At 55.6% G+C, this 22,817-nt stretch carries 20 protein-coding genes; 17 read left to right on the forward strand and 3 right to left on the reverse strand.

All coding sequences use genetic code 11. The annotated features are described in order from the left end of the window. Positions 1-4: 4 nt before the first annotated feature. The 4 genes from phnC to phnE (FD737_RS03870) all read left to right on the forward strand — a co-directional run bounded on the left by phnC (position 5) and on the right by phnE (FD737_RS03870) (position 3,613). Positions 5-835, forward strand: coding sequence for a phosphonate ABC transporter ATP-binding protein (gene phnC, locus FD737_RS03855; RefSeq protein ID WP_034824566.1), 831 nt, complete (start codon positions 5-7; stop codon positions 833-835). A 26-nt stretch (positions 836-861) separates the two neighbouring features. Then, a complete protein-coding gene (phnD, locus tag FD737_RS03860) occupies positions 862-1,788 on the forward strand; it encodes a phosphonate ABC transporter substrate-binding protein (protein ID WP_034824564.1) in 927 nt (308 codons plus the stop codon). Positions 1,789-1,868: 80 nt separating this feature from the next. Then, complete coding sequence (gene phnE, locus FD737_RS03865) at positions 1,869-2,732, forward strand: phosphonate ABC transporter, permease protein PhnE (RefSeq protein WP_160832765.1); 864 nt, start codon at positions 1,869-1,871, stop codon at positions 2,730-2,732. Next, the gene (gene phnE / locus FD737_RS03870; RefSeq protein ID WP_097116720.1) at positions 2,729-3,613 is read left to right on the forward strand and encodes a phosphonate ABC transporter, permease protein PhnE; all 885 of its coding nucleotides are present in this window, start codon (positions 2,729-2,731) and stop codon (positions 3,611-3,613) included. The genes phnE (FD737_RS03865) and phnE (FD737_RS03870) overlap by 4 nt, the downstream gene beginning before the upstream one ends. Here the strand turns inward: phnE (FD737_RS03870) and FD737_RS03875 are convergent. Continuing rightward, positions 3,567-6,152, reverse strand: coding sequence for an ATP-binding protein (locus FD737_RS03875; protein WP_160832766.1), 2,586 nt, complete (start codon positions 6,150-6,152; stop codon positions 3,567-3,569). The two genes, phnE (FD737_RS03870) and FD737_RS03875, sit on opposite strands and share 47 nt — an antisense overlap. A gap of 145 nt (positions 6,153-6,297) precedes the next feature. Between FD737_RS03875 and FD737_RS03880 the strand changes: the two genes are divergently transcribed. From FD737_RS03880 to FD737_RS03905, 6 genes are all read left to right on the forward strand, one after another. Beyond that, a complete protein-coding gene (locus FD737_RS03880) occupies positions 6,298-7,803 on the forward strand; it encodes a sugar ABC transporter ATP-binding protein (RefSeq protein WP_160832767.1) in 1,506 nt (501 codons plus the stop codon). 10 nt (positions 7,804-7,813) lie between these two features. After that, complete coding sequence (locus tag FD737_RS03885) at positions 7,814-8,797, forward strand: ribose ABC transporter permease (protein ID WP_097116723.1); 984 nt, start codon at positions 7,814-7,816, stop codon at positions 8,795-8,797. Between the two features lie 81 nt (positions 8,798-8,878). Further along, positions 8,879-9,817, forward strand: a complete 939-nt coding sequence (locus FD737_RS03890) for an ABC transporter substrate-binding protein (protein ID WP_058962098.1) — start codon at positions 8,879-8,881, stop codon at positions 9,815-9,817. A gap of 50 nt (positions 9,818-9,867) precedes the next feature. Beyond that, positions 9,868-10,551 carry a D-lyxose/D-mannose family sugar isomerase gene (locus tag FD737_RS03895; RefSeq protein ID WP_160832768.1) on the forward strand — a complete coding sequence of 228 codons (684 nt, stop codon included), beginning with the start codon at positions 9,868-9,870 and terminating at the stop codon, positions 10,549-10,551. A gap of 11 nt (positions 10,552-10,562) precedes the next feature. After that, entirely contained in the window at positions 10,563-11,423 is an 861-nt protein-coding gene (locus FD737_RS03900) for a ketose 1,6-bisphosphate aldolase (RefSeq protein WP_160832769.1), read from the forward strand. A 1-nt stretch (position 11,424) separates the two neighbouring features. After that, positions 11,425-12,477, forward strand: a complete 1,053-nt coding sequence (locus FD737_RS03905; RefSeq protein ID WP_160832770.1) for a carbohydrate kinase family protein — start codon at positions 11,425-11,427, stop codon at positions 12,475-12,477. Here FD737_RS03905 and FD737_RS03910 read toward each other — a convergent pair. Continuing rightward, positions 12,414-13,160, reverse strand: a complete 747-nt coding sequence (locus tag FD737_RS03910) for a response regulator (RefSeq protein WP_058959928.1) — start codon at positions 13,158-13,160, stop codon at positions 12,414-12,416. The genes FD737_RS03905 and FD737_RS03910 overlap by 64 nt on opposite strands. Before the next feature lie 416 nt (positions 13,161-13,576). On the opposite strand from FD737_RS03910, the gene FD737_RS03915 reads away from it, so the two are divergent. Then, positions 13,577-14,875, forward strand: a complete 1,299-nt coding sequence (locus tag FD737_RS03915) for an NCS2 family permease (RefSeq protein WP_237448734.1) — start codon at positions 13,577-13,579, stop codon at positions 14,873-14,875. A gap of 257 nt (positions 14,876-15,132) precedes the next feature. Continuing rightward, the gene (locus FD737_RS03920) at positions 15,133-15,921 is read left to right on the forward strand and encodes a hypothetical protein (protein ID WP_160832772.1); all 789 of its coding nucleotides are present in this window, start codon (positions 15,133-15,135) and stop codon (positions 15,919-15,921) included. Positions 15,922-15,969: 48 nt separating this feature from the next. Here the strand turns inward: FD737_RS03920 and FD737_RS03925 are convergent, their stop codons facing one another. Beyond that, the gene (locus FD737_RS03925; RefSeq protein ID WP_160832773.1) at positions 15,970-17,418 is read right to left on the reverse strand and encodes an AMP nucleosidase; all 1,449 of its coding nucleotides are present in this window, start codon (positions 17,416-17,418) and stop codon (positions 15,970-15,972) included. A 402-nt stretch (positions 17,419-17,820) separates the two neighbouring features. Between FD737_RS03925 and FD737_RS03930 the strand changes: the two genes are divergently transcribed. The 5 genes from FD737_RS03930 (at position 17,821) to FD737_RS03950 (ending at position 22,778) form a co-directional block, all read left to right on the forward strand. Further along, entirely contained in the window at positions 17,821-18,879 is a 1,059-nt protein-coding gene (locus FD737_RS03930; RefSeq protein WP_160832774.1) for a branched-chain amino acid ABC transporter substrate-binding protein, read from the forward strand. An 80-nt stretch (positions 18,880-18,959) separates the two neighbouring features. Next, positions 18,960-19,874 (forward strand): branched-chain amino acid ABC transporter permease LivH, encoded by a 915-nt coding sequence (locus FD737_RS03935; protein ID WP_097116730.1) that lies wholly within the window; start codon positions 18,960-18,962, stop codon positions 19,872-19,874. Positions 19,875-19,884: 10 nt separating this feature from the next. After that, positions 19,885-21,168 (forward strand): high-affinity branched-chain amino acid ABC transporter permease LivM, encoded by a 1,284-nt coding sequence (gene livM, locus FD737_RS03940; protein WP_160832775.1) that lies wholly within the window; start codon positions 19,885-19,887, stop codon positions 21,166-21,168. Then, entirely contained in the window at positions 21,161-22,036 is an 876-nt protein-coding gene (locus tag FD737_RS03945) for an ABC transporter ATP-binding protein (protein WP_097116732.1), read from the forward strand. Before livM ends, FD737_RS03945 begins: the two co-directional genes overlap by 8 nt. Further along, on the forward strand, positions 22,029-22,778 hold the full coding sequence (locus FD737_RS03950; RefSeq protein WP_097116733.1) for an ABC transporter ATP-binding protein: 750 nt from the start codon (positions 22,029-22,031) through the stop codon (positions 22,776-22,778). Before FD737_RS03945 ends, FD737_RS03950 begins: the two co-directional genes overlap by 8 nt. Positions 22,779-22,817: the final 39 nt, after the last annotated feature.

Raw genomic sequence — 22,817 nt, forward strand, 5'->3', positions numbered from 1 at the left:
CAACATGGCACAGGCATTACTGAAAACCGTTATCGACAATCCTTATGTTCCGCACGCCGGGCAAGGCAACAAGGTGCTGTCGGTACAGGGACTGTGCAAGGCGTACGGCGAAAACCGCGTACTGGATAATGTCAGCTTCGATCTGCATGCGGGCGAGCTGGTGGCCGTGATTGGTCGCTCAGGCGCAGGCAAATCGACACTGTTACACATGCTGAACGGCACCATCAGTGCTTCGCAGGGCGCGATTCTCAGCAATCGTCAGGGTGAAGCGGATCGTGATGTAGTGACGCTCAACAGCCGCCAGATGCGCGAATGGCGCAGCGAATGCGGCATGATCTTCCAGGACTTCTGTCTGGTGCCGCGTCTTGATGTACTGACCAACGTCCTGCTGGGACGCCTGAGCCAGACCTCAACCCTGAAATCCTTCTTCAAAGTGTTCTCCGAAGCGGACCGTGCGCAGGCCATTGAGCTGCTGCAGTGGATGAACATGCTGCCGCAGGCGCTGCAGCGTGCGGAGAACCTGTCAGGCGGACAGATGCAGCGCGTGGCGATTTGCCGTGCGCTGATGCAGAACCCGCGCATCCTGCTGGCGGACGAGCCGGTGGCCTCACTCGACCCGAAAAACACCAAACGCATCATGGATGTGCTGCGCCAGGTGAGTGAGCAGGGCATCAGCGTGATGGTGAACCTGCACTCGATTGAACTGGTGAAGCAGTACTGCACCCGTGTTATCGGCATTCAGCGCGGCAAAGTGCTGTTTGACGGACATCCTTCTCAGTTGACCGATGGCTTGCTGCATGAGCTGTACGGCGACGAAATTAACCAGCTCCACTAACTTCCACGGCAAGAGAAAAAACACGAATGAAACTGACCTCTTTAGCTTTATTGACTGTTGCAATGACTTTTGGCGTTAACGCAGCGGATGCACCAAAAGAATTGAACCTCGGGATTTTGGGTGGACAGAACGCCACTCAGCAGATCGGTGATAACCAGTGCGTGAAAGATTTCTTCGATAAAGAGCTGAATGTCGATACCAAAATGCGCAACTCGTCTGACTACTCAGGCGTGATTCAGGGCCTGCTGGGTAACAAAATTGATATGGTGCTGAGCATGTCTCCAGCATCTTACGCTTCCGTCTATCTGCAGAACCCGAAAGCGGTTGATGTTGTCGGCATCGTGGTAGATGACAAAGACGGTTCACAGGGTTACCACTCAGTCGTGATCGTGAAAGCGGACAGCCCGTACAAAAAACTGGAAGACCTGAAAGGTAAATCTTTCGGCATGGCCGATCCGGATTCAACTTCTGGCTTCCTGATGCCAAACCAGGCGTTCAAGAAAGAGTTCGGTGGCACAGTTGACGACAAGTACAATAACACCTTCTCCAGCGTCACCTTCTCTGGCGGCCATGAGCAGGACATCCTGGGTGTGCTGAATGGTCAGTTCGAAGGCGCAGTGACCTGGACCTCCATGATCGGTGATTACGACAAGGGTTATACCTCTGGTGCCTTTGGCCGCATGATGCGTATGGACCAACCTGACCTGATGAAGAAAATCCGTATCATCTGGCAGTCTCCGCTGATCCCGAACGGTCCAATCCTGGTGAGCAATAACTTGCCCGCTGACTTCAAACAGAAGCTGGTGGCGGCGATCAAGAAGCTGGATAAAGAAGACCACAGCTGCTTTGTTAAAGCGGTGGGCGGTGCTCAGCACATCGGCCCGGCAACCGTTGCCGATTATCAGAACATCATTGATATGAAACGTGATCTGATGAAAGGCTCACGCGGTTAATTTCGCGTCTGGCTGGCAGGGTCGCCCGTGATGGCGACCCTTTTCACATCTGCACCACCCTCTACCACAGGACATTCCCCTTGACCGATTTCGAACACTACTACCAACGCATTCGTCGCCAGCAAAAGCGCGACACTGTGCTCTGGTCGCTGCTGTTGGTGGCGCTCTACCTCGCTGCGGGCAAGATGGCGGAATTCAATCTGGTCACCGTCTGGCAATCACTGCCACACTTTTTCGATTACATCGGCGAAACCGTGCCGGTGTTGCATCTGCCCGTGCTGTTCTCCGATGGAAAAACCGAAGGCTCGCTGGCCTATTGGGGCTACCGTCTGCACTTCCAGTTGCCGCTGATCTGGGAAACCCTGCAGCTGGCGCTGTCGTCGACCATTGTGGCAGTGATGGTGGCTGGGGTACTGGCGTTTTTCGCAGCTGATAACACCCAGACGCCGCGCAGCGTCCGCATCGCGATCCGTGCTTTCGTCGCTTTCCTGCGCACCATGCCAGAACTGGCGTGGGCAGTGATGTTCGTGATGGCGTTTGGCATTGGGGCGATTCCCGGCTTCCTCGCACTGGCGCTGCACACCGTGGGCAGCCTGACCAAACTGTTTTATGAATCGATTGAAAGCGCTTCAGACAAACCGGTGCGCGGCCTCGCGGCATGTGGAGCGACCAAATTACAGCGCATGCGCTTCGCCTTCTGGCCGCAGGTGAAACCAATGTTTCTCTCTTACAGCTTTATGCGTCTGGAAGTGAACTTCCGTTCTTCTACCATCCTTGGATTGGTGGGGGCGGGCGGTATCGGTCAGGAGCTGATGACCAACATCAAACTGGATCGTTACGATCAGGTGAGCATCACACTGCTGCTGATCATTGTGGTGGTGTCGCTGCTGGATACGGTATCCGGCTGGTTGCGCCGTCGCGTGGTGGAAGGGGATATCAAATGATCGCATTAGTACCGGATGTGGCAAAACTGAAGCAGGAACATCCTGCACTGTTCGCCGCACAGAACCGTTATCTACGCCGCGTGGCTGGAGTTGCACTTGCCATCGCGCTCTATTACCTGTTCTTCTTTGAGTTTTTCGGTATTGAGTGGAGCCGAGTTATTATCGGTTGCGAGCAACTAGGGCGTTACTTCCTGCGCATGTTCGTTTGGCAAGACTTTATGAACTGGCCATTTGGCTATTATTTCTCCCAGATTGGCATCACGTTGGCGATTGTCTTCGCCGGGACGCTGACCGCTTCCATTATTGCGCTGCCGGTTTCCTTCCTTGCCGCCCGCAACGTGATGCACGATCCGATTGCCCGTCCGATTTCCTTAGTGGTGCGCCGTTTGCTTGACATCCTGCGCGGTGTCGATATGGCGATTTGGGGCCTGATCTTTGTGCGTGCAGTTGGCATGGGACCACTGGCGGGTGTGCTGGCGATTGTGGTACAGGATGTGGGCTTACTGGGCAAACTGTATGCGGAAGGGCATGAAGCGGTTGAGCGTTCGCCGAGCCGGGGTTTAGGTGCGGTGGGGGCCAATAGTCTGCAGAAACATCGCTTTGGCATCTTTACCCAATCCTTCCCGACCTTCCTGGCATTGAGCCTGTACCAGATTGAATCCAATACCCGTTCGGCGGCGGTACTCGGCTTCGTTGGCGCAGGGGGTGTCGGTCTGGTTTATGCCGAGAACATGCGCCTGTGGAACTGGGATGTGGTGATGTTCCTGACCATCCTGTTGGTTGGCGTGGTGATGATCATGGATGTGATCTCCAGCAAACTGCGTAAGCGCTACATCACGGGGAAACCGTTGCCGCTGTGGCAGCCTGCCGTGCGCGATTAAGCCGTTTACTGCGTTGCCAGGCGCGCTCCAGCGCCTGCGCTAATTGTGCCTGCTGCCAGGGCTTCGCCAGCCGTTCACATAGCGGCAGCGTGACCTGGCTCTGGCGCAAATCCTGACCGCTGATCAGCAGGGTGGCCAGTTCTGGCCACTGCTGCTGTGCCTGACGAATCACATCCGCCCCGTTTAACGCGCCGGGTAACATCAAATCACTGATCAACAACTCAATATCTGGCGTCTGCCGCAGCAGCGTGAGTGCGGATTCGCCATCGCCACACTCTAAAGTGAGGTAGCCGAGTTGATGCAGATGCTCACACAATGTCTGCCTGACGGCGGGTTCATCATCCAGCACCAACACCAGCCGGTCACTGCTGGCACCCGGCGTAAACTCGGGAAGAGTCGGCGCGGGCTGGACCGCTTCCGGTGCGCGAGGCAGTAACAGGCGCACGGTGGTACCCTGGCCGGGGGCGGTTTCCACTTCGATCTGCCCGCCAGATTGACGCACAAATCCATATACCATCGACAACCCCAGTCCGCTGCCGCTGCCGGTCTCTTTGGTGGTGAAAAATGGCTCAAACACCTGTTCACGTACCTCGGCTGACATGCCGCAGCCGTGATCGATAACTTCAATGGTCACGCGATCGCGTTTACCATCCGCTTCCTGCATTCGCTGATTCCAGATGCGCAGGCGAATTTCTCCGCTCTGTTTCTCCATGGCATCGCGTGCATTGACCACCAGATTCATCAGCGCATTTTCCAGTTGCCCGGCATCGATCCACGCGGGCCAGCCGGGGCGTTGCGCATCAACCACTAATTGCTGACCGGGCAACAGTGCATGCTGTAACAGTGAGTGCAGATTATCGACCAGCTCAATGACTGATACCGCACGCGGATAAAGCGACTGTTTACGTGAGAAGGCCAGCAGCCGCTGGGTAAGCTGTGCCGCGCGGTCGGCCGCCAGCCGGGCTCGCTCAATGCGACTGGCCAGTGAACCGGAGGGGAGTTGGCCCACGGTGAGGGCCAGACTGCCAATAATCACGGCCAGCAGGTTGTTAAAGTCGTGGGCGATACCGCCGGTGAGTTGGCCCACCGCTTTCATTTTTTGGCTGTGCAGCAGCGCTTCTTCCAGCGCCTTACGTGTGGTGCGCTCAAGCACGGTATTGACCATGCCCCGGCGTGGCACCGGGCTAAAGCGCAGTTCCAGCGTGCGGCCGTCGGGCAGGCGAACTTCCTGCGCATCCTGCAGGCTGGTGAGCTGCACATCCATTCGCTCTAGCAGACGTTGATAATGCAGGCCGCGATGCAGGTCGCGTGCCGGAATGCCGAGTAACTCGGCGTACTGCGCGTTCCACACCACCAGTTGCCCACTGTTATCGAACAGCGCAAAGCCATCGCGCATCGCGAGGAAAGTGGATTCCAGCTGATTGCTTTTCTCTTTTAACAGGCGGGAAGTGTGGGCCAGTGAAGCCGTATTGCGTGCAAAGACGTTAAAGGCGCGAGCCAGATCGCCGAGCTCATCACGGCGGGCCAATCCCGGAACATTGACGCTTTTCTCGCCCTGGGCCAGACGCGTCATGGCGTGGGCGATAGCGGTCAGGCTGGAACCGAGATTGCGATAAATGTAGTAACCCGCGTAACCGGTGATCAGCAGTGCCAGTAGCATAAACAGGCCAATAAAACCGATGATGGAGTCCAGTTCCTGATGCGTGGAGGTGCTGCGCGCATCGCTCTGCTGCGCCACCAGTTGCACATAATGAGTGATGTCGCCATTCAGCATCGCCACCAGCGCTTTGATGCGATAGGTCGCGTAGGCAATCGCGATATCGCTCTGCTCAAGCTGTTCAGCGACCGGCTGCAGGCTGCGCGCGGTGTCGACCAATCGGTCACGCTGCATTGCCAGCGCATCTTGTAACGGTAAGGCGGACCAGATGGGCAGCACCTGCTGTAATTGCTGTTCAGCGGCTTGTGGCGCAGTGGATTGGATTGCCACCTTTAACAGGGCATCCGTTTGCTGGCGCAGCGGCAAAAAAGCGCCGTCGCTGGCGAGCACATCAATGCGATTCAGCAAGAGTTGTGCCTGCCACAGGCCACTCAGCATCACATTACGTTGTAAGTGGCGTTGATGGCCAACCCTAAGCAGCTGATTGATGCTCTGTTCCAGCATCTGGCTGCGTTCTCGAATGCGCGCCAGCAGTTCAGGTTGCTGTGCGGCCAGAGGCGCGTTCGCCAGCAGGGATAGGGATTGTTGTAACGCTTGCTGCGTCTGCTGCAGACGAGCCGACTCGCTTTGATACTCCAGCGCACCCACCACCTGCGCCAATCGTACGGCGGCGGTGGCCACGTTGGCAGTATCCCGCGCCAGCGCCAGGCTGCCGTTCATATCCGCCAGGGTTTGCGCCTGTGCCTGCTCCTGAATGTGACCGGCGTGGCGAAATCCAAAAATAGCCACCAGGCTCACCGCCAGCGTGACACTCACCACTAACAGGTTAAACAGCAGCAGGCGACCCCGCGCGCCAGCGTGCCAGTGCAGACTCTGACTCATTGCGGTCACTCCTTACCTCTCAGCTCCCGGCGAGTATAGAAGCGTGACCGGGGCGCAATATGACAAATATGAATGGCCGCTGACATTTTCCATTTATCTGGCGTTGCAACACTCGGCGACAACTTCAGAAAGCAGGAGTCAGGCGATGGCGGCGACACCGATATTAGAAATGCGCGAAATCACCCGACGCTTCGGCAGTTTCTACGCGTTAAAGGGCGTGGATCTGACCGTGTGGCCGGGTGAAGTCCATGCGCTGATGGGCGAAAACGGTGGCGGGAAAAGTACGCTGATGAAGATTCTGGCCGGTGCTTATACCGCCAGCAGCGGGGAAATTCTTATCAACGGTAAACCCTACGCCATCAAAGGCCCAAAAGAAGCGCTGGCAGCAGGCATCACGCTGATTTATCAGGAAATCAATCTGGCACCTAATCTCACCGTGGCAGAGAACATCTTTCTCGGCAGCGAGATCACGCGCGGTGGGCTGGTGAAACGGCGGCAGATGGCGGAAGAGGCACAGCAGGTGATTAATCGTCTGGGTGCCCAATTCAGTGCCAACGATCTGGTGAGCAAACTCAGTATCGCTGAGCAGCAGCAGGTGGAGATTGCCCGCGCGCTGCACCGCAACAGCCGCATTCTGGTGATGGATGAACCCACGGCAGCACTCTCCAATCGCGAAACCGAACAGCTGTTTGCGCTGATTAAACGCCTGCGCAGCGAAGGCATGGCGATCATTTACATTAGCCATCGCATGGCCGAAGTGTATGAGCTTTCGGATCGCGTCAGCGTGCTGCGTGATGGGCAGTATGTTGGCAGCCTGACGCGCGATCAGCTTAATGCCAGTGAACTGGTGCGCATGATGGTTGGCCGTCCGCTGAGCGATCTGTTCAATAAAGACCGCAACATTCCCTTCGGCGAGGTCCGTCTCGCTGTCAATCACCTGACCGATAACCGCAAAGTCCATCCCAGTAGTCTCTCGGTGCGTGCCGGGGAGATTGTCGGATTGGCGGGATTGGTCGGTGCCGGACGCAGTGAGCTGGCGCAGCTGATTTTTGGCGTGCATCAACCCAGGGGAGGCGAAATCTGGATCGATGGCGAGAAAGTCAAAATTCATTCGCCGCGAGATGCCATCGCACGTGGTATTGGCTTCCTCACCGAGAACCGTAAAGAGCAGGGGCTGTTCCTGGAACTGGCCGCACAGGAAAACATCGTGATGGCGACGCTGGAACGCGATGCCAGCTACGGCCTGCTTAATCGGCGTAAAGGGCAAAAGATTGCCGGTGATGCCATCGAATCACTCAACATTCGTGTGCCGCACGCCCAGGTACGGGCCGGGGGGCTATCGGGCGGTAATCAACAGAAACTGCTGATCTCACGCTGGGTAGCGATTGCACCACGCATTCTGCTGCTGGATGAGCCCACGCGCGGCGTGGACGTCGGCGCCAAGAGTGAAATCTACCGCATGATGAACCAGATGGCGCAACAGGGCGTGGCGATTTTGATGATCTCCAGCGAACTGCCGGAGGTGGTCGGGATGAGTGACCGCGTGTATGTGATGCGTGAGGGCAGTATTGCCGGAGAGCTGAGCGGCGCAGAGATTAGCCAGGAAAACATTATGACACTGGCCACCGGCGCACAGCCGGTACAGGCCTGAGGAGACCGCAATGACCAGTGAAACTGCACGCGTAAAAAGTCCAACGCTTAAACGCGCCTTGATGAGCGACCTGCTGCAAACGGTAGGGATTCTGCCGATTTTGATCCTGATTGTGGCGGTATTTGGTTTTGTTGCGCCGAACTTCTTTACCGAAGCTAACCTGCTGAATATTACCCGTCAGGCTTCGATCAATATCGTGCTGGCGGCGGGGATGACCTTTGTGATCCTCACCGGCGGGATCGATCTGTCAGTGGGCTCGATGCTGGGCACCACGGCGGTCGTGGCGATGGTGGTGTCGCTGGATCCGGCCTTTGCGGGCCTGACCATCCCGGCGGCGCTCGGCGCAGGGCTGATTATGGGCCTGTTCAACGGACTGTTGGTGGCATGGGCTGGCTTACCGCCCTTTATCGTGACGCTCGGCACCTATACCGCCTTGCGCGGGGCGGCGTATTTACTGGCGAATGGCACTACCGTCATCAACTCTGACATCAATTTCGAGTGGATAGGCAACGGTTATCTCGGGCCGATCCCCTGGCTGATCATTATTGCCTTTGCCGTCATCGCGCTGTGCTGGTTCATTCTGCGCCGTACCACCCTGGGTGTGCACATCTACGCCGTGGGCGGCAACGTGCAGGCGGCGCGCCTCACCGGGATCAAGGTCGGCATGGTGCTGGTGTTTGTCTATGCCATGAGCGGCATGTTGTCGGGATTAGGCGGATTGATGAGCGCCTCACGCCTCTACAGCGCCAACGGCAACCTGGGTGTGGGGTACGAGTTAGATGCAATCGCCGCGGTGATTCTGGGCGGCACCAGTTTTGTCGGCGGTATCGGCACCATTACCGGCACGCTAATTGGTGCGCTGATAATCGCCACGCTGAACAACGGCATGACGCTGATGGGCGTTTCTTACTTCTGGCAGTTGGTCATTAAGGGCGCTGTGATCATCATTGCCGTACTCATCGATAAGTACCGCACACGTCATCACGTGGGTTAAGGGTGTACTTGCAACAGGCTGTCACACAACGGCGATCTGCTGGATCGCCAACATAATCAAAAAAGCAGGAGAACATCGACTATGCGTTTTAATCCGATTCTGACCGGACTGCTGGCGGCGACGTTGTTGAGTGCGCCACTGGTGCAGGCAAAAGAACTCAAATCCATTGGTGTCACCGTCGGCGATCTCGCCAATCCGTTCTTCGTGCAGATCACTAAAGGTGCTGAGCTGAAGGCGCGTGAACTGGCCGGCGACAAGGTCAATGTGACGCTGGTTTCCAGCGGTTACGATCTTGGTCAGCAGGTGGCGCAGATAGATAACTTTATCGCCGCCAAAGTGGACATGATCATCCTTAACGCCGCCGATTCCAAAGGCATCGCTCCCGCGGTGAAACGTGCGCGTGATGCCGGCATCGTGGTGGTGGCGGTCGACGTGGCGGCTGACGGTGCCAATGCCACCATTACCTCCGATAACACCCAGGCAGGTGCGATGGCCTGTAAATACATCTCTGATCGCCTGAAAGATAAAGGCAACGTGGTGATCATCAACGGACCGCCGGTGTCAGCGGTGCAAAACCGGGTTGAAGGCTGTATGAACGAGCTGAAAACTCATCCCGATATCAAACTGCTCTCCTATAACCAGAACGCCAAGGGCAGTCGCGATGGTGGCCTGGAGGTGATGACCGGACTGCTGTCTGCCAATCCGAAGATCGATGCGGTGTTTGCGATTAACGACCCAACGGCGATTGGTGCCGATTTGGCTGCCAAGCAAGCCCAGCGCAGTGAGTTCTTTATTGTCGGCGTCGATGGTTCGCCAGACGGCGAAGAAGCCCTGAAACGTAAAGGCTCGCTGTTTGTCGCCACCCCAGCGCAAGACCCGCAGGTGATGGCAGCCAAAGCGGTGGAGATTGGCTACGACATCCTGCAGGGCAAACCCGCACCTGACAAACCGGTGCTGATTCCGGTCACGATGATCGATCGCAATACTGTCAGCAGCTACAAAGGCTGGACGGTGAAATAACGTTGATTTCTTGAGGCGGTCTCTGGGCCGCCCACATTGGGAGCGGAGTTATGCATCGATCCGAAGTGAACGCCATTCTGCAACTCACCCGCGAATTCTTTATGCGACAGGATGTGCACCTGCCGCCCTGGGCCGACTATGGCCTCAGCCAATGGCGTGCGCTGGATAAACGCCACGCAGAAGAGCTGCTGGCGCTGCATCTGGGCTGGGATGTCACCAGTTTCGGCGCTGATGATTTCTCGCAGACCGGTTTAACCCTGTTTACCTTGCGCAATGGCTCGCGCGGCGGTCAGCCGTGGGGAAAACCTTACGCTGAAAAAATCATGCACGTGCGGGAAGGGCAGGTGACGCCGATGCACTACCACCCACAAAAGATGGAAGACATCATCAATCGCGGTGGCGGCAATCTGATCGTCACGCTGCATAACCGCGCGGGCGACCGGCTTGATGACTCACCGGTAAACGTCACTTTAGATGGCATTCGCCAAACTCACGCGGCGGGATCGCAACTGCGTCTTTCCCCGGGCGAGAGTGTCACCTTGCTGCCCGGTATCTGGCACAGTTTCTGGGGCGAAGAGGGCTATGGCGATGTGCTGGTTGGCGAAGTCTCGATGCCCAACGATGACGAGCATGACAACGTCTTTCTCACACCGCTGGCGCGCTTTAATCCGATTGATGAGGATGAAGATCCGCGCTGGCTGTTGTGCAACGAATATCACCGCTGGCTGGCATAAAGGAGTTCACGATGGCACTGATTTCACTGGCGCAGGGCCTGGCCCACGCGCAGCAACATCAATACGCGCTCGGCGCATTTAACGTACTGGACACCCATTTTTTGCGTGCGCTGTTCCAGGCGGCTGAGCAACAACGGTCGCCTTTTATCATCAACATCGCGGAAGTGCATTTTAAGTATGTCAGCCTCGAGCATCTGATTGCGGCGATTCGCACAGAAGCGGCGCTGCATGATATCCCGGTGGTGCTCAATCTTGACCATGGTTTGCATTTTGAGGCGGTAATGCAGGCGATTCGCCTCGGATTTACTTCGGTGATGTTTGATGGCTCCACCCTCAGCTATGAGGAGAATATGCGCCAGACCCGTGAAGTGGTGAAGATGTGCCACGCCATTGGCGTATCGGTTGAAGCGGAATTGGGCGCGGTGGGCGGCGATGAAGGTGGGGCACTGTTTGGTGAGGCTGACAGCAACAAATTCACCGATCCTGCTCTGGCGGCGGAGTTTGTCCAGTCAACCGGGATCGATTGTCTGGCCGTAGCGATTGGCAACGCGCACGGCAAATACAAAGGTGAGCCGAAGCTCGACTTTGAGCGTCTGGCGGCAATTCGCTCGGCGGCAGGCATTCCTTTGGTGCTGCATGGCGGTTCAGGGATCAGTGATGCCGATTTCCGCCACGCCATCAGTTTGGGCATTCATAAAATCAATTTCTATACCGGCATGTCACAAGCCGCACTAGGCGCGATAGAAAAGCAAATTACTCAGCGTGATGCGCGCTACGACTCGTTTGCTGAACTGCTGATGGCGGTAGAACACGATATTGCCAATGTGGTGGCGCAGCAGATGCAGGTGTTTGGCAGCGCCGGGAGGGCCTGACATGGTGCAACGCAACGGTATTCTCGGTGCGGGCAGTATGCTGGTGGATCATGTACAACGTATCACGCATTGGCCAGAACAAGGCTGGTTAGCGGAGATCACCCACAGTGAGAAGTGCAGCGGAGGCGCTGCACTGAATGTGCTGTTCACCCTGGCGCGCATGCAGGTCAATTTGCCGCTGGCCGGTGTCGGCATGGTGGGCGGGGACAGTGACGGTGATTACATCGTGCAGTTGCTGGACGATCATCAGATTGATCGTCAGTTTGTACAACGCACGCGCAATGTTAGCACGGCGATGACACAAGTGATGACCACGCCCGATGGTCAACGCACTTTTTTCCATGCCCGCGGCGCCAATGCCGAACTGGATTTGCCCCATTTTGCTGAAGTTGTCACTTCACATCGTATATTTCATCTCGGCTATTTGTTGTTGCTGGATAGTCTCGACCAGTCTGATGAGATTTTTGGTACGCGCAGCGCGCATCTGCTGGCACAAATGCAGCAACGGGGTTACCTCACTTCGCTGGATTTGGTGTCGCGAACCGGGGAGTATCGCCCGTTGGTGGTGCCGGCGTTACGCTGGCTCGATTATCTGGTGATTAATGAACTGGAGGCGCAGTCACTCACTGGCGTGACGCTGCGCAGCGCTTCGGGGCTGGCAGCACCCAGCGCGTTTGCCGAGGCCGCCGCCTGGTTACTGGAACAGGGCGTGCGCCAACGCGTGGTGATCCATGCCCCTGAAGGTGCCTGGGGACAAGAGAGCAGGGGTGAAGCAGGGTGGCAGCCGGCGTGGTGCCTGAAACCAGAAGAGATTGTCGGCAGCGTTGGGGCGGGAGATGCGTTTTGTGCTGGGGTGTTATATGCCAGTCATGAAGGTTGGCCCCTGCTGGAGACATTGAAGCTGGCACATACCTGCGCTTGTTTCAATTTGCATGCAGCGAATGCGCTGGACGGCACGCGGCCATTGGCCGAGATGCAGCGCTGGATGAATCAGGCAATCTGTGTTTCACGCGCGGCTGAAGCCGGACGCAATACATCAGCGGAAAATACGTAACCGAGGCCACGGATGGTGCGGATAAGGCTGGGTTGGTGTGGATTGGCTTCGATTTTCCGCCGCAGTCGCATGATGAGCACGTCTATGGTGCGGTCGAACACCTCAAGACTCTCATTGTGAGTCAGTTCCAGCAGCTGATCGCGCGTCAGCACTTTGCGTGCGTGACCCACCAGGGCGCGCAACAGGGTATATTCGCCTTGAGTGAGGGCGACACTTTCGCGCTGAGGATTAAACAGCTGACAACGCGCATCATCCAGCCGCCAGCCATTGAATTGCCATCCTTCATCCTGCTGTGCATCAGCTTGTGTCAGACGTCCACAGCGGCGCAGTGCTGCACGTGCACGCGCGACAACCACCCGAGGATTAAAGGGTTTGGCGATGTAATCATCCGCACCCATCTCTAATCCCACCACCATATCTGCTTCCGACCCCATCCCGGTCAGCATGATGACCAACAGGTCCGGCCGCTGCCGCTGCATCTGTTGCAGCACCAGTAAGCCGTTGGTGTCCGGTAGCATCATGTCCAGCATCACCAGGGAGATCTCGGGATGCAGGCTGAGCAGCGCAAGGGCATCTTTGCCCTGATGGCAGCTGTAGACGGTAAACACATGTTCACTCAATACATCGTGCAGCAATTCACACACGGCACGATCATCATCAACGACCAAAATCGCGGGCTTCATTGCGCTGTCTCTTATGTTGCGAAAGGGTTAAAAGCAGTGTAACCCGATGTTTTTGAGCTGCTGTCCTGTGCTGCAGAAACGTGAGCGCCATCGCTGAGCAGTGTGCGAAAGCGTGCGTTGCCGCAATCTTTTTCCTCTGGAAGGCAGTAGAAGGGAAAACGATTGCGCAGCCATGGTGCAATGCACCATAATCGCGCCCTGTTCGGGTTCAGAATTATCCTAACCGCAACCGCATTTTGAAACGTAAACGATTGCGTACGGTGATGGCATAGCTATTGCTATGTGGACAGGGGAAAGCGGAAGGTGTGTCTGCCTTGGGTCCAGCGTGTGTCGCTTTCATCAATACAATAATTAGTTTGTTAACCACATTGGCAAGAGAGAACGTGCACCCGTGCCGTCTCCGCTCATGAGAGATGATGATGTTAGAAAAACTCTTCAAACTTAAAGCGCACAACACCACCGTGCGCACCGAAATCATTGCGGGTATCACTACCTTCCTGGCCATGGCCTACATTCTGTTTGTTAACCCGAGCATTCTCGGTGCGACCGGCATGGATAAAGGTGCGGTCTTTGTGGCGACCTGCTTAGCGGCGGCAATTGGCTGTGTGCTGATGGGGCTGATCGCCAACTATCCCATCGCGCTTGCACCGGGCATGGGGCTCAATGCTTTCTTCACTTATACCGTTGTGCTGCACATGGGCTACACCTGGCAGATCGCACTCGGCGCGGTGTTCCTGTCAGCGGTGATCTTCTTTGCGCTGTCAATTTTCAAAATTCGTGAGTGGATTATTGCCAGTATTCCGCTGCCTCTGCGCGCGGGTATCGCTGCCGGTATCGGCTTGTTCCTGGCACTGATTGCGCTGGAAGGCGCGGGCATCGTGGTGGATAACCCGGCAACACTGGTTGGCCTGGGCGATCTGACCAAACCGGGTCCGCTGCTGGCACTGTTAGGCTTCTTCATCATTGTGGCACTGGAAGCGCGTCGCGTGACCGGCGCAGTGTTGATCGGCATCCTGGTCGTGACCTTTATCTCGATGGGCATTGGTCTGACGCCATTTGGTGGCGTGTTCTCAGCACCCCCTTCTATTGCACCCACCTTTATGCAACTGGATATCGCCGGTGCGTTTAACGTGGGTCTGGTGAGCGTTATCTTTGCCTTCCTGTTTGTGGATGTGTTCGATAACACCGGTACGCTGCTGGGCGTGACCAAGCGTGCGGGACTGGCGGATGAGCAGGGCAATGTGCCGAAAATGGGCTGTGCGTTAATCGCTGACAGTGCGGCTGCGCTGTTTGGTTCACTGCTGGGTACCTCAACGACCACCAGTTATGTTGAATCTGCTGCGGGTGTCAGTGCCGGTGGTCGTACTGGTTTAACGGCGATTGTGGTTGCTGTACTTTTCCTGCTGAGCCTGTTCTTCTCGCCGCTGGCGGGTAGTGTTCCGGTTTACGCTACCGCACCAGCATTACTGTTTGTGGCGGTGTTGATGGCCTCTGGTTTGGCCGAAATTGACTGGAAAGACATCACCACGGCTGCGCCAGTGACCGTCACCGCGCTGACCATGCCTTTGACTTACTCCATCGCCAACGGTATCGCCTTCGGTTTCATTACCTGGACCGTGGTAAAACTGCTGAGTGGTCGTACGAAAGAGATCAATGCTGCACTGGTGATTCTCTCGATTCTGTTCGTCATCAAACTGGGCTGGCTGAGCGCTTAAGTTTTGGTTTCCGGAAGCCCGATCGGGCTTCCGTGTTTTCTGTTTCATCCCCACCAATATTTTATGTGCCATCTCTCGCAATCCCTCACTGTGACTGCTTTTGTTATTTCTCTGCCAGTTTTAACCTGCGCGACGTATTGATGCCTGCCTGAACTTTTTTGCCGCGAATGGCGGGTTTGTGGAATGTTTAAGCGGCTCGAATCTGTTTCACTACGCTGCAAGGTGAAGAGATAGCCGGGACTCTCTGGAGGTTTGTAATGGAATACGCCATGCGTACTGCCCCGTTTCTTCCACCACTTATCTATGTCGTCAGGAATATCGGAGATTCAAAAATGGAAGAATTAACTCAACGAGTCGGATTGCTGGAAAAAACTACGCATCAAATTCAACAGGATGTTGCCGTCCTGACCGCGCGATCCGAGAATTTTGCGACCAAGGCCGATATCGGCACGCTGCGTACCGAATTGCTGGGAGAAATGGGAAAGTCGGAAAAGCGTACCGATGGTAAGTTCGAAAAGATGGCGCTGCACTTTGACGATAAGCTGGGGGGAATGGCGCGGCATTTCGACGATAAACTAGGGACAATGGCGCTGAATTTCGACGATAAGTTGGGAGGGATGGCGCGGCATTTCGACGATAAACTAGGGACAATGGCGCTGAGTTTCGACGATAAACTGGGAAAAATGGCGCTGCATTTCGATGATAAATTGGGAAAAATGGCGTTTCACTTTGACGATAAACTTGAAAAGTTGGAAGTGCGCATCGACGACAAGTTGGACAAAATGGAACTGCGCATCGACGACAAGCTAGACAAAATGGAACTGCGTATCGACGACAAGCTAGACAAAATGGAACAACGCATCGATGTGAAGTTTGAACGCATGGATGAAAAATTTGAGAAGAAGTTTGTCAGGATCGATGAGAGGTTTGAAAAGCTCAATGTGAAATTTGAAAAGCTGAATGACCGACTCACCTGGTCGATTATGGTGCCCGCTATTCTGGCTGTGCTGGCCTGGTTTGTGAAAGACCTGTTGGTTAAAGTTTGAACTGAAATCCCATATAATTCCGGCCCCAATGGGACCGGAGTTAAACCTTTACCTGAAAGGGGGTTCATTAAAGGTGCGCAACTTTCTTGAATGCAACTTATCGCCCTCAGCACGCAGCAGTTCTACCGCGCAAATGCCAATCTGCAGGTGCTCAGAAATAGCCCCCTCATAGAAACGATTCGCCTGGCCCGGCAATTTAATCTCGCCGTGCAGTGGCTTATCCGAGACGCACAGTAAGGTGCCGTAAGGTACACGGAAGCGATAGCCTTGCGCGGCAATCGTGGCACTCTCCATATCAACTGCCACCGCGCGACTCAGGTTAAAGCGCAGTGCAGAAGCGGAGTAACGTAACCCCCAGTTACGGTCATCTGTGGTCACTACCGTACCGGTGCGCAGACGCTGTTTCACCTCTTCTCCCGGCATGCCGCTCACGGCTTTGGTGGCGTCATAGAGCGCGCGCTGCACTTCAGCAATGCTCGGAATAGGAATGTCCGGCGGCAGCACACTATCCAGTACATGATCGTCACGCAAATATGCATGCGCCAGCACGTAATCACCGATGGTCTGGCTTTCACGCAGGCCGCCGCAGTGACCAATCATCAGCCAGGCGTGGGGGCGAATCACTGCCAGATGGTCGCAGATGGTTTTGGCATTGGACGGACCCACACCAATGTTCACAAGGGTGATGCCACGGCGATTCGGTGATGTCAGGTGCCAGGCCGGCATCTGGTGCTTCTTCCAGGCCAGATCAGACATCATTGCCGTGGGATCCTGGGTGTCAGCGGTGATCACCACATCGCCAGCACAGGCAAGGCTGTCATAGGGTGTGGAAGGATCCTGAACCTGCTCAATCGCCCAACGCACAAACTCATCGACATAGCGCGTGTAGTTAGTGAAGAGCACAAACGGCTGGAAATGCTCGACGGCTGTACCGGTGTAGTGGCGTAAACGCGCCAGTGAGAAATCAGTGCGCAGTGCATCGAAGTGTGACAGCGGGAAAATGGCATTCGCATGGAACAGGCCATCTGCGGTTTCATCGCCAATCTGCGACAGTTCGGTGGTAGGGAAATGGCGCGCAATGCTGGCGCTCATCGAGCGATCCAGTGTCAGGCCATCAATGACGTACGGGTACGGAATCTCCTGCTGAGAAGGCACCACTTCAACCAGGACGTCGTACTCTTTCTCCAGCATCTGTAATTGCTCACTCAGGTAGTGACGCAACAGTGCCGGGCGGGTAATGGTGGTGCTGTAACTGCCGGTGTGGGTAAAACGTCCCCATGCACGAGTGCGGTTTTGCTGTGGGCCTTCACCCAGCCAGGTGATGCGCAGTTCCGGATAAACAAACAGACCTTTCTGTCGCGCATCTTCATCCGGCAGCGTGCCGGTTGTCGTGAAATCGCGAATCGCGTTGCGCAGTGCTTCCACTGCGCTTTCATACAGGCGCTCCAGTTCATCCAGTGCCTGCTGGCTACTCAATCCGTTCCGTTGCGTATTCATAGATTCTCCTTCAGGAAACGTGGACCGATTTGACCAGAGCATAGCGGATAAACACCCCAGCACGATGAATAATCTGTGATCGACCGCATTCTGCACCATCACGGTGCTGGTGTGCGGCGCAACTCTGGCTATGTTTATGATTAGCAGGGATGTCACCTCGCGCCTCGTCTGCCCTGGCGCGATGCCACTGCAAAAAGCTGCCACCGACCGTCTTCTTTGGCGAGTTTCTTGCTTGATCCTAAATCGTGGCCCTATCGGCTGCATACAGTGCTGCAAAAGTTTCAGAAATTGATTTCTCCCAGGCCGTGGTATGGCTCCGTTCCTGACCCGTTGAGGATTGAAAGCATGTCTTTGAAATTCATGAAACACCCAGTGAAGGTGGTACTTGCAGGTTGTCTGAGCATGGCATTTTACGTTCAGGCGGATATCAAGATTGGTGTGGCAGGCCCGTTCTCTGGTCCAAATGCGACCTACGGGGCGCAATACTGGAAGGGCGCTAGTCAGGCTGCCGATGATATTAATGCCGCTGGCGGTATTAACGGCGAAAAAATTGTGCTGGTGCAGGGCGATGATGCCTGCGAACCCAAACAGGCGGTATCAGTAGCAAACCGACTCGTCGATCAGGACAAAGTGATGGCGGTGGTGGGTCACTTCTGTTCCTCCTCCACCATGCCCGCGTCAGAGGTGTATGACGAAGCGGGCGTGTTGGCGATCACCCCCGGGTCCACCAACCCGCAAATCACCGAGCGCGGCATGAAAACCATGTTCCGCATGTGTGGCCGTGACGATCAGCAAGGCGCGATTGCGGCGGACTTCATTATCGACAAACTGAAAGCGAAAAAGGTGGCGGTAATCCATGACAAAGACACTTACGGTCAGGGGCTGGCCGATGCCACCAAAGCTGCGCTGGAAAAACGTGGCGTGAAAGAGGTGCTGTATGAAGGGCTTTCACGCGGTGAGAAAGACTTCAATGCGCTGGTCACCAAGATTGGCGCGGTGAAACCCGACGTGGTCTATTTCGGTGGTTGTCATCCAGAAGCCGGTCCGCTGGTGCGTCAAATGCGTGAGCAGGGTGTGAATGCCGCCTTCTTCTCCGGAGACTGCATCGTGACGGAAGAGATGGTAACAGCGGCTGGTGGCCCTCAATACACCAAAGGGGTTTATATGACCTTCGGTAATGACCCGCGCACCATTCCGGATGGCAAAGCGGTGATTGAGAAGTTCCGCGCCAGCGGCTTCGAACCGGAAGGTTACACCCTGTATGCTTACGCCTCTGTGCAGGCTATTGCGGCGGCTTACAAAGCGGCGGGTAAAGACAACGCCAAAGCCAGTGACTGGTTAAAAGCCAACAGCGTCGATACCGTGATGGGTAAAAAAGCCTGGGATGGCAAAGGCGATTTGAAAGTCTCGGATTATGTGGTTTATCAGTGGGATGATAAAGGCAAGTATCACCAACTGTAATTCGATACGCGGCCCCGTATCACGGGGCCTTTCGCCATTGGGCGCGAGGTATGCGCTCCCTTTACGCGCGGGATGGATTTATGGACGCCTTTTTCTTACAGCAGCTGATTAACGGCCTGACGCTGGGCGCAGTGTATGGGTTGATCGCCATCGGTTACACCATGGTTTACGGCATTATCGGCATGATCAACTTCGCGCATGGCGAGGTGTATATGGTCTCCGCCTATTTGTGCGCAATAGGCTTAGCACTCCTGAGCTTCTTCGGTATTCACTCCTTTCCATTACTGATTTTCGGCACCTTGCTGTTCACTATTATTGTCACGGCGGCTTATGGCTGGGTCATCGAGCGTATTGCTTATCGACCCCTGCGTAATTCCACGCGCCTTGCACCGTTGATTTCCGCCATCGGCATGTCGTTGATTCTGCAAAACTACGTGCAGCTTAGCCAGGGGCCCAACCAGCAGGGCATCCCGACGCTGCTGACGGGTGTGCTGCGCATGGAAGTGGATGGCGGCATTGTGCAAATCACCTGGACCAAAGTCTTTATTCTGATTGCCGCTTTCTGTGGCATGGCGCTGCTCACCTGGATCATTCAGTACACCAAACTTGGCCGCATCTGCCGTGCCGTTCAGCAGGATCGGCGCATGGCATCGATTCTCGGCATCAATACTGACCGCGTGATTTCGCTGGTGTTTGTCATCGGTGCAGCCATGGCCGGACTGGCGGGCGTGCTGGTGACCATGAATTACGGCACGTTTGATTTTTATGCCGGATTCATTATCGGTATCAAAGCCTTTACGGCGGCAGTACTGGGCGGTATCGGTTCTCTACCCGGAGCCATGCTCGGTGGACTACTGCTTGGGGTAGCGGAAGCGCAGTTTGCGGGGCTGGTTAACTCTGACTACAAAGATGTGTTCTCGTTTTCGCTGCTGGTGGTGATTTTAATCTTCCGTCCGCAGGGACTGCTGGGTCGTCCGCTGGTCGCAAAAGTGTGAGGAAGCCACGATGAATGCAATGACGCAAAAAGCGGGCGTGCGTGAAGCATTGCTCGACACACTGCTGGCGGGAGTGATTGCGCTGGTGGTGTTTGGCCCGATTGTGGGCGTGGTGCTGGAGGGTTACAGCTTCACACTGTCGCCGCAACGTGTGGCGCTGTTAGTGGGATTAGTGATGGTAGGGCGCTTAATGCTCAGCCTGTTCACCCGTACGTCCTATGGACAACGCTTTACACGCAAGTTTGAAGGCAATGACGATGGCGTATATGTCCGCGAACCGGGTTATCGCTCGCGGATGCGCTGGATATTGCCGCTGTTATTGATTGCCGCATTTGCCTTTCCATTTCTATCGAGTAAATACCTGTTAACCGTGACCATTCTGGGGCTGATTTATGTGCTGCTGGGGCTGGGGCTCAATATTGTGGTGGGGTTGGCGGGATTACTTGATTTGGGTTATGTCGCATTTTATGCCATCGGCGCTTATGGCCTGGCACTGGGCTACGAGTACCTCGGCCTGGGATTCTGGAGTATGTTGCCGATCGCGGCATTAATGGCGGCCTTTGCCGGAGCGCTGCTGGGGTTTCCGGTGTTGCGCATGCATGGTGACTATCTGGCGATTGTGACCCTCGGCTTTGGTGAAATCATCCGTCTGGTCTTAACCAACTGGTTGTCGTTTACCGGTGGACCCAATGGCGTATCGGTGCCTTCCCCGACATTTTTCGGCCTCGAATTTGCTCGCCGGGCGCGGGACGGGGGCGTGCCTTATCACGAGTTTCTGCATCTCGATTACAACCCGAATATGAAATTCATCTTCATCTATGTGGTACTGGTACTCGTGGTGCTGCTGGTGCTGTTAATCAAGCATCGGTTAACGCGCATGCCCATTGGCCGCGCCTGGGAGGCATTGCGGGAAGATGAAATTGCCTGCCGCGCCATGGGGCTTAATCATGTACTGGTCAAACTCTCCGCCTTTATGTTAGGTGCCTCGACGGCCGGGATTGCCGGGGTGTTTTTCGCCAGCTATCAGGGGTTCGTGAATCCAACTTCCTTTACTTTCTTCGAATCAGCGTTAATCCTGGCGATTGTGGTTCTGGGGGGGATGGGCTCGACACTGGGCGTGGTGCTTGCCGCTTTTGTACTGACAGTCGCGCCTGAACTGCTGCGTAGTTTTGCCGAATATCGTGTGCTGCTGTTTGGCATGCTGATGGTGTTAATGATGATTTGGCGACCACGCGGATTGGTTCGTACTGCACGTGTGGGTGTTCCGCTGCGGAAAGGAGTACGCCATGAGTGATGCCATTCTACAAGTTGATCATTTAATGATGCGCTTCGGCGGCATCAAAGCCCTGAACGATGTCAGCCTTTCTGTGGCGCGCGGTTCGGTTACCTCATTAATCGGCCCTAACGGGGCGGGAAAAACCACGGTGTTCAACTGCCTGACCGGGTTTTATCGCGCCACCGGCGGGCGCATCATACTTAATGCCCAACAGCGCAGTACCGATGTGATCCAGGTGCTGGGGCAAAAAATTCATCCGCAGGACTGGCTTCATCCGGCACGGCTGGGTTCGCGCGTGTGGTACAAAATGTTTGGCGGCGCGCACCTGGTTAACCGTGCTGGGCTGGCGCGTACCTTCCAGAATATCCGCTTGTTCCGCGAGATGTCGGTGGTAGAGAACCTGCTGGTGGCGCAGCACATGCAGGTCAATCGTCAACTGCTGGCCGGCGTATTGAATACCCGTGGTTATCGCGAAGCGGAAAATCGGGCGTTAGACCGCGCTTTTTACTGGCTGGAAAATGTGGATTTGGTCTCCAGCGCCAATCGACTGGCTGGCACGCTCTCGTATGGTCAGCAGCGCCGACTGGAGATTGCGCGTGCCATGTGCACGCGACCGGAACTGATTTGTCTGGATGAGCCGGCCGCGGGATTAAACCCGGTCGAAACCGATGCGCTGAGTCAGATATTGCATCGCTTACGCGCTGATCACCGTATCAGCGTGTTGTTGATTGAGCACGACATGCCGATGGTCATGCGCATCTCCGATCACATTGTGGTACTGGATCATGGCGATGTCATTGCACAGGGGACGCCGCAGCAAATTCGCCACGATCCCAACGTTATCGCCGCCTATCTCGGCGCAGATGAGGAGAGCGACCATGACTGAACCGATGTTGAGTTTTGAACAGGTGGACGTGTTTTATGGTCCGGTTCAGGCGCTCAGGCAGGTTTCCCTGACGGTGAACCAGGGGGAAACGGTGGCGCTGATCGGTGCTAACGGCGCGGGAAAATCTACGCTGCTAATGTCGATTTTTGGCCAGCCGCGCATTGCCAGTGGTGACATTCGCTTACGTGGCGAGTCCATCAGCCATCGCAGCACCCATTTCATCGCCGCCAGCGGCATTGCACAAGCGCCTGAAGGCCGCCGCATCTTTCCCGATATGACGGTGGAAGAGAACCTGCTGATGGGCACGATCGCGGTGGGCGATCGCTTTGTGAAAGAGGATAAAGATCGCATGTACCAACTGTTTCCGCGCCTGCTGGAGCGGCGTAAACAGCGTGCCATGACGCTCTCGGGTGGAGAGCAGCAGATGCTGGCGATTGCGCGTGCGCTGATGAGTCGCCCAAAACTGCTGCTGCTGGACGAACCGAGTCTGGGTCTGGCGCCGATTGTGGTGAAGCAAATTTTCAGCATCCTGCGTGAATTGACCCAGCAGGGCATGACGCTGTTCCTGGTAGAACAAAATGCCCGTCATGCGCTGCGACTGGCCGATCGCGGTTATGTGATGGTCAACGGCGAGATCAAACTGAGCGGCAGTGGGGAAGAACTCCTAAATAACGATGAGGTGCGCAGCGCTTATCTCGGTGGTGCAGCGGATCCTGCGGTGGTGGCGACAAAAAGTTTGTAATAATGATTAAATGGTGATGGGAAACACTTTGCATATTTC

The organism is Pantoea sp. Seng (assembly GCF_009829935.1).
GTDB classification, from domain to species: Bacteria; Pseudomonadota; Gammaproteobacteria; order Enterobacterales; family Enterobacteriaceae; genus Pantoea; species Pantoea communis.